Below are 7,106 nucleotides of genomic sequence, written 5' to 3'. Positions count from 1 at the left end.
GCACGCTGTTGAGTTCTCAAGGTGCGGTCGCTTCCTTTGTTCCCGTTTCCGGGCCCTCCGGGCGCTTCCTTCGTTTCCGACTCTATCAGATCTTTTCCACCGGGTTTTTCCGGCTTGTCGATCCGATAAAGGAGTCGGGGTGTGCTCCGACCGTGGAATTCGAATTCCATCCGGGAGCGAGAGAGATATTAGACCGTCGCGGTCGAACTGTCCAGTTCGAGGCAACCGTTCGAATCTACCTCCCCACGCGGACCGTGTCAACGGTCTTTGCGGGACGACGAGGAGACTAGCAGCTCAACGGGCTCGTACGCACATCAGGCCGCGACGGGCAGTGATGAGCTCTGGTCAGCGGCCTGCAGGTCGCCCGTCGCGCCCGCCTTCGCGGCTCGTCCGCCGAGCACCCACACGTAGACCAGGAACAGGGCCTCGGCCAGGACGCCGATGCCGATGCGGGCCCAGGTCGGCAGGCCGGAGGGGGTGACGAAGGCTTCGATGATCCCGGACAGGAACAGCACCACCGCGAGGCCCATGGCCATGCCCAGGGCCGCGCGGCCCTGCTCGGCCAGGGCCACCCGCCGGGTGCGGGGGCCCGGGTCGATGACCGTCCAGCCGAGGCGGAGGCCCGTACCCGCGGCGACGAACACGGCCGTCAGCTCCAGCAGGCCGTGCGGGAGGAGCAGGCCCAGGAGCGTGTCCAGGCGGCCGGCCGAACCCATCAGGCCGATCGCGACGCCGAGGTTGAGCATGTTCTGGAAGAGGATCCAGATCACCGGCAGGCCCAGGAAGGCGCCCAGGACCAGGCACATGGCGGCGGCCCTGGCGTTGTTCGTCCACACCTGGGCGGCGAAGGAGGTCGCAGGGTGACTGGAGTAGTAGGTCTCGTAGGCGCCGCCCGGCCTGGTCATCTCCCGCAGCTCCGTCGGCGCGCCGATGGCGGCCTGCACCTCGGGGTGCGCCGCGATCCACCAGCCGATCAGCGCGCCGAGGGCGATCGAGAGCAGCGCCGTGGGCACCCACCAGCGGCGGCTGCGGTACACGGCTGCCGGAAAGCCCTCGGTGAAGAAGCGGGCGGCGTCGCGCCAGGTGGCCCGGCGGGTGCCGGTGACCGTGGCGCGGGCGCGCGCGACGAGCTGGGTCAGGCGTCCGGTGAGCATCGGGTCCGGCGCGCTGGACTGGATCAGGGAGAGGTGGGTGGCCGTGCGCTGGTAGAGCGCGATGAGTTCGTCGGCCTCGGCGCCGGTCAGCTTCCGGCCGCGGCGGAGCAGTTGCTCCAGACGCTGCCATTCGGCCTGGTGGGCGGTGACGAAGACGTCGAGGTCCATCCGGCTGCTGCTCCCCGCTGCGGTCCGTTGTTCTTCGCGTACCGCCCCGGGTGCTGACCGTACGAACGTCAGCTTGGCAGACTTGTCGACCAAGGGGCACGGCTTGGAGGGTGGGCATCGGTGAGCGATCTGGTGACGGGCGACGCGGTCGTCCTCGGTCTTCGGCCCGCGCGGCTGCCGAGCCGGGCTCTGGCCATCGTGATCGACCTGGCCGTCCAGTGGGCGGTGTTCCTGGTCGTGACGACGGTCGTGGTGGCCGCGACCTCCTCGCTCGACGAGGCGGCGCAGATGGCGATCTCGATCGCGCTGTTCCTGCTCGTGCTGGTCGGGGTGCCGATCGCGGTGGAGACGCTGAGCCGGGGCCGGTCCCTGGGGAAGCTGGTCTGCGGGCTGCGGGTGGTGCGGGACGACGGCGGGCCGATCCGGTTCCGGCACGCGCTCGTGCGCGGGGCGATGGGCGTGGTCGAGCTGCTGATGACCTTCGGGGTGGTGGCGATCATCGCGTCACTGGTCTCGGCGCGGGGCCGGCGGGTCGGGGACGTGTTCGCGGGGACGCTGGTGGTGCGCGAGCGGGTGCCGGGTGCGCGGGCCGCGTACGTACCGCCTCCGCCGCCGTGGCTGGCCGGGCGGTTCACTCAGCTGGACCTGTCGGCCGTGCCGGAGGGGCTGTGGCTGGCGATCCGCCAGTACCTCACGCGGATGAACCAGCTGGATCCGCACGTCAGCGCCTCGATGGCGGCGCGGCTGGGTGACGACCTGGTGGCGTGTACGGGTACTCCCGCGCCTCCCGGGGTGCCGGCGGCGGCCTACCTGGCGGCCGTGGTGCACGAGCGCCGGGAGCGGGACGCGCGGCGTGCCTTCGGGGAAGGGGGCGGGGGCGGGGGGTCGCTGGCTCCGGTCCCGCACGTGCCGGGGGCGGGTGCGCCGTACGCGGCGCCGGTCGCCCAGGCTCCGGGGCCGTTCGCGGCGCCGGGGGGCCAGGTGGTGCCGCCCGCGGCGTACGGCCCGCCCGCTTCATACGGACCGCCCGCGTCGTCCGGCCCGCCCGCTTCATACGCGCCGCAGGCTCCGGCCGTGCCTGCCGCTCCCCCGGCCGAGACGCCGGCGCCCGACCGGCCCGCCACCGGGTTCGCGCCGCCGGCCTAGCTAGTCCGGCCGGAACTGCGAGGGCGGGGTTTCGAGGTCCTCCAGCTCGATGCCGGGCGCGGAGAGGACCACGTCGCCGGCGATGTGCACGGTGTGCTGCTCGCCGGTGTCCAGCTCGCTGACCTGGTACTCGTCCACCATGAGCGGCCCGCTGTCGGTGGGGTGCGCCTCGCTGCGGAGCAGGGCCCACGCCTGGTCCAGCGTGCGGGGTGCCAGGACGGGGTCGGTGAAGGCGACGAGGCGTACGCGCTTCGCCGGGTCGCCGGGGGCGAGGCGCAGCAGGCGGGCGGCGGCCACGAGGAACGCCGGGGAGGCGCCGGTGAAGGCGTGGGCGGGGACGTTGCCCTCGGTCGCCTCGGTGCCGGTGGGGTCGGTGCGTACCCAGGTGACGCCTTCGAGGGCGGCGCCGCGGACCTGCCAGCTCGCGGCGTGGAGTTCGAGGCGGATGGGGCGGCCGAGGTCGTCGATGGTCAGGTCGACGGAGCCGCGGTGGTCCCCGGAAGGGCCGGTGAGCTGGGAGACGTAGCGCCAGCCGGAGGAGCCGGGCGCGCAGTGGAAGTGCTCCTCGCCGAGGGGGGTGTGGTCGTGCGGGTCGTGCAGTGAATAACGGCCGCGGGGCATGGATGGGCCTCAGAACTCTCGGGGTGGGGCTCCGGATACGGGGCAGGCCCCCGGCACGGGGTGCGGGGGGCCTGCCTGTTGTGCTGGGTGCTGCGGGGCCGGTCCGGTACGGGGTACCGGGTGCCGGCTCAGTAGCGGTAGTGGTCCGGCTTGTACGGGCCCTCGACCTTGACGCCGATGTAGTCGGCCTGCTCCGGGCGGAGGGTCGTGAGCTTCACGCCCAGGGCGTCGAGGTGCAGGCGGGCGACCTTCTCGTCGAGGTGCTTCGGGAGCACGTAGACGTCGGTCGGGTACTCGTTCGGCTTGGTGAAGAGCTCGATCTGGGCCAGGGTCTGGTCCGCGAAGGAGTTCGACATCACGAACGACGGGTGGCCGGTGGCGTTGCCCAGGTTGAGGAGGCGGCCCTCGGACAGGACGATCAGGACCTTGCCGTCCGGGAAGGTCCAGGTGTGGACCTGCGGCTTGACCTCGTCCTTCACGATGCCGTCGATCTTGGCGAGACCGGCCATGTCGATCTCGTTGTCGAAGTGGCCGATGTTGCCCACGATCGCCTGGTGCTTCATCTTGGCCATGTCCGAGGCCATGATGATGTCCTTGTTGCCCGTGGTCGTGATGAAGATGTCGGCCGTCTCGACGACCTCGTCCAGCGTCGTGACCTGGTAGCCGTCCATCGCCGCCTGGAGCGCGCAGATCGGGTCGATCTCGGTGATGACGACGCGGGCGCCCTGGCCGCGGAGGGACTCGGCGCAGCCCTTGCCGACGTCGCCGTAGCCGCAGACGACCGCGACCTTGCCGCCGATGAGGACGTCGGTGGCGCGGTTGATGCCGTCGATGAGCGAGTGGCGGCAGCCGTACTTGTTGTCGAACTTCGACTTGGTGACGGCGTCGTTCACGTTGATCGCCGGGAAGAGCAGGGTGCCCTCGGCCATCATCTCGTACAGGCGGTGGACGCCCGTGGTGGTCTCCTCGGTGACACCGCGGATCTCGGAGGCCAGCTGCGTCCACTTCTGCGGGGACTCCGCGAGGGTGCGGTTCAGCAGCGTGAGGATGTGGCCGTACTCCTCGGAGTCCGCCGTGGACGGGTCCGGGGCCTGGCCGGCCTTCTCGAACTCGACGCCCTTGTGGACCAGGAGGGTGGCGTCACCGCCGTCGTCCAGGATCATGTTCGGGCCGCCGGTGGGGGTGTTCGGCCAGGTCAGCGCCTGCTCCGTGCACCACCAGTACTCCTCCAGCGTCTCGCCCTTCCAGGCGAAGACCGGGACGCCCTGCGGGTTGTCCGGGGTGCCGTTGGGGCCGACGGCGATGGCGGCGGCCGCGTGGTCCTGGGTGGAGAAGATGTTGCAGGAGGCCCAGCGGACCTCGGCGCCGAGGGCGACCAGGGTCTCGATCAGGACGGCGGTCTGCACGGTCATGTGCAGCGAGCCGGTGATGCGGGCGCCCGCCAGGGGCTGCGCGGCGGCGTACTCCTTGCGGATCGACATCAGGCCGGGCATCTCGTGCTCGGCGAGCGTGATCTCCTTGCGGCCGAACGCCGCGAGGGAGAGGTCGGCGACCTTGAAGTCCATGCGTGCTGCTCCTCAGGTTGGAGAGGGTGGGTACGGCTGAGCCGTGCACCTCGGGGGCGCACCAGCGCAGTCCGTCGGAGGCCCTCTCTCCCCTCGGCCGATCACGAGGATCGCCCGACCCGCCATCAGCAGCGACGTCTGACACCGCTTACGAATCTACACCGATCGGCCCAGCGTGCCCCAGCCGACCGGGCGACCGCCGCGGTGCGACTTCGGGCCTTCTGGCGTGCCGGTTCCAGGCCTTTCGGACTTTTGATCCGCCTCTTGAGCGGGGGAGGATGCCGAGTGGATCGTGCCGCTCGCGCGATCGCGCAGCACCCACGGCGTGAGGAGATTCCAGTGACCAGTCCGGCCGGCCCTTACGGGGCAGGGCAGAAGCGCCTGAAGCTGCTCGCCGTCACCGCGTGCCCCACCGGGATCGCCCACACGTACATGGCGGCGGAGAAGCTCCAGCAGGCCGCCGACCGCCTGGGCGTCGGCATGAAGGTGGAGACACAGGGCTCCATCGGCGCCGAGAACGTGCTCTCTGACAACGATGTCAAGCAGGCGGAGGGCATCATCATCGCCGCCGACAAGGAGGTGGACCGCGACCGCTTCGCCGGCAAGCGGGTCCTGTCGGTCGGGGTCGCCGACGGCATCCACAGGCCGGAGGAGCTGATCGAGCGGGTGCAGAGTGCGCCGGTCCAGTCGGAGGGCGGGGCCGCGCCGGCCGGTGAGGGCGGCGGGGCCGGCGGGCCCGGCGGCAAGGAGCGCAGCGCCGCGTACAAGGCGCTGATGAACGGCGTCTCGCACATGATCCCGTTCGTCGTGGTGGGCGGTCTGCTGCTGGCGGTCTCCATCGCGCTGGGCGGCCACTCCACGTCGAAGGGGATCGTCTTCGACGAGGGTTCCTTCTGGTTCTACGTGAACGCCCTCGGCGGTCTCGGCTTCAAGCTGATGCTGCCGATCTTCTCGGGGTACATCGCGTACGCCCTCGGCGACCGGCCCGCCCTCGTGCCCGGCATGATCGGCGGCTTCCTGGCCGCCGACGCCGTGAGCATCTACGGTGCGGAGGCGAACGCGGGCTTCCTCGGCGCCATCGCGACCGGCTTCCTCGCCGGCCACCTGGTGATCTGGATCAAGAAGGTCAAGGTCCCCGGATTCGTCCGGCCGATCATGCCGATCATCGTGATCCCGATCCTGTCGACGCTGACCCTGGGCCTGCTCTACGTCTACGTCATCGGCCGGCCCATCTCCTGGGTGTTCGTGCACCTGACCGACTGGCTCAACGGCATGACCGGCTCCAGCGCGATCCTGCTGGGCGCCGTCATCGGCCTGATGATCTCCTTCGACATGGGCGGCCCGGTCAACAAGACGGCCTTCCTGGTCGCGGTGGGCCTCATCGGCACCAACAACGCCGTGATGGGCATGGCCGCCGCGGCGATCCCCGTGATGCCGCTCGGCCAGGGTCTGGCCACGCTGCTGCGCCGCAGGCTCTACTCGGACCAGGAGCGCGAGACCGGCATCGCGGCCTTGTTCATGGGCTTCTTCGGCATCTCGGAGGGCGCCATCCCGTTCGCCGCGGCGCGGCCGGCCCAGGTGATCCCCGCGAACATGCTCGGCGGTGCGGTGGCCGGCGCGCTCGCGGGCCTCGCCGGGGTCGAGGACTCCGTGCCGCACGGCGGTCCGGTCGTCGCGCTCTTCGGCGCGGTCGGCGGGGTCGTGATGTTCTTCGTCGCCATCGCCGCGGGTACGGCCGTCACCGCCCTGGCCACCAACGCGCTGATCGACCTCAAGCGGCGCCGGGAGGGCGCGGCCGCCGCGGCCCCGGCCGTCTCCGCCACTCCCGAGCCGGCGCTGGTCGGCGCGGGCGTGGGGGCCGGTTCGGCCGCCGGGGCCGGCACGGTCACCGCGACCGTCGCAGCCACCGCCACCGGCGCACCCGTAAACACCGCGCCCGAGGTGCTCTCCGGCTACCTCACGGAGCAGACCGTCAGGACGGAGCTGGTCGCGGACTCCAAGGAGGCGGCGATCCGGGAGATGGCCGAGATGCTGGCGACCACGGGCAACGTCCGGGACGTCGACGGGCTGGTGCGGGTGGCACTGGCCCGCGAGGCCCAGGGCACCACGGGCCTGGGCGAGTCCATCGCCATCCCGCACGCCAAGACCGACGCGGTGAGCCGGCCCACGGTGGGCTTCGCCCGGTCCTCCGCGGGCATCGAGTGGGGTGCCCTGGACGGTACGCGGGCCCGGCTGGTCTTCATGATCTCCGTACCGGAGGCGGCCGCCGGGGACGAGCACCTGCGGATCCTGGCCCTGCTGTCGCGCAAGCTGATGGACGCGGACTTCCGGGAGCGGCTCGGGACGGCGCCGGACGAGCCCGCGATCCTCGACGTGCTCCGCGAGATCCGGTAGCCGCACGGAGCCACCGGGGAACGCCGGAGGCCCCCGCGGGCGGTTGCTCGCGGGGGCC

5 protein-coding genes are annotated in these 7,106 nt (G+C 71.5%); 2 read left to right on the top strand and 3 right to left on the bottom strand.

Features of this window, described 5'->3' with window-relative positions; all coding sequences use genetic code 11:
- Window positions 1-314: 314 nt before the first annotated feature.
- Window positions 315-1,322, bottom strand: a complete 1,008-nt coding sequence (locus ACIF6F_RS24440) for a stage II sporulation protein M (protein WP_399950169.1) — start codon at window positions 1,320-1,322, stop codon at window positions 315-317.
- A gap of 120 nt (window positions 1,323-1,442) precedes the next feature.
- Between ACIF6F_RS24440 and ACIF6F_RS24435 the strand changes: the two genes are divergently transcribed.
- The gene (locus ACIF6F_RS24435) at window positions 1,443-2,468 is read left to right on the top strand and encodes an RDD family protein (RefSeq protein WP_399950166.1); all 1,026 of its coding nucleotides are present in this window, start codon (window positions 1,443-1,445) and stop codon (window positions 2,466-2,468) included.
- Here the strand turns inward: ACIF6F_RS24435 and ACIF6F_RS24430 are convergent, their stop codons facing one another.
- Window positions 2,469-3,089, bottom strand: coding sequence for a hypothetical protein (locus ACIF6F_RS24430; protein ID WP_399950163.1), 621 nt, complete (start codon window positions 3,087-3,089; stop codon window positions 2,469-2,471).
- 128 nt (window positions 3,090-3,217) lie between these two features.
- Window positions 3,218-4,654, bottom strand: coding sequence for an adenosylhomocysteinase (gene ahcY, locus ACIF6F_RS24425; protein WP_399950160.1), 1,437 nt, complete (start codon window positions 4,652-4,654; stop codon window positions 3,218-3,220).
- A gap of 339 nt (window positions 4,655-4,993) precedes the next feature.
- On the opposite strand from ahcY, the gene ACIF6F_RS24420 reads away from it, so the two are divergent.
- Entirely contained in the window at window positions 4,994-7,048 is a 2,055-nt protein-coding gene (locus ACIF6F_RS24420; RefSeq protein ID WP_399950157.1) for a fructose-specific PTS transporter subunit EIIC, read from the top strand.
- Window positions 7,049-7,106 lie beyond the last annotated feature (58 nt).

Origin of the sequence: Streptomyces sp. NPDC086023 (assembly GCF_044540325.1) — a bacterium.
GTDB lineage: Bacteria > Actinomycetota > Actinomycetes > Streptomycetales > Streptomycetaceae > Streptomyces.
Note: the sequence above shows the minus strand (reverse complement) of the source record. Positions and strands in the feature narration are given on the sequence as shown.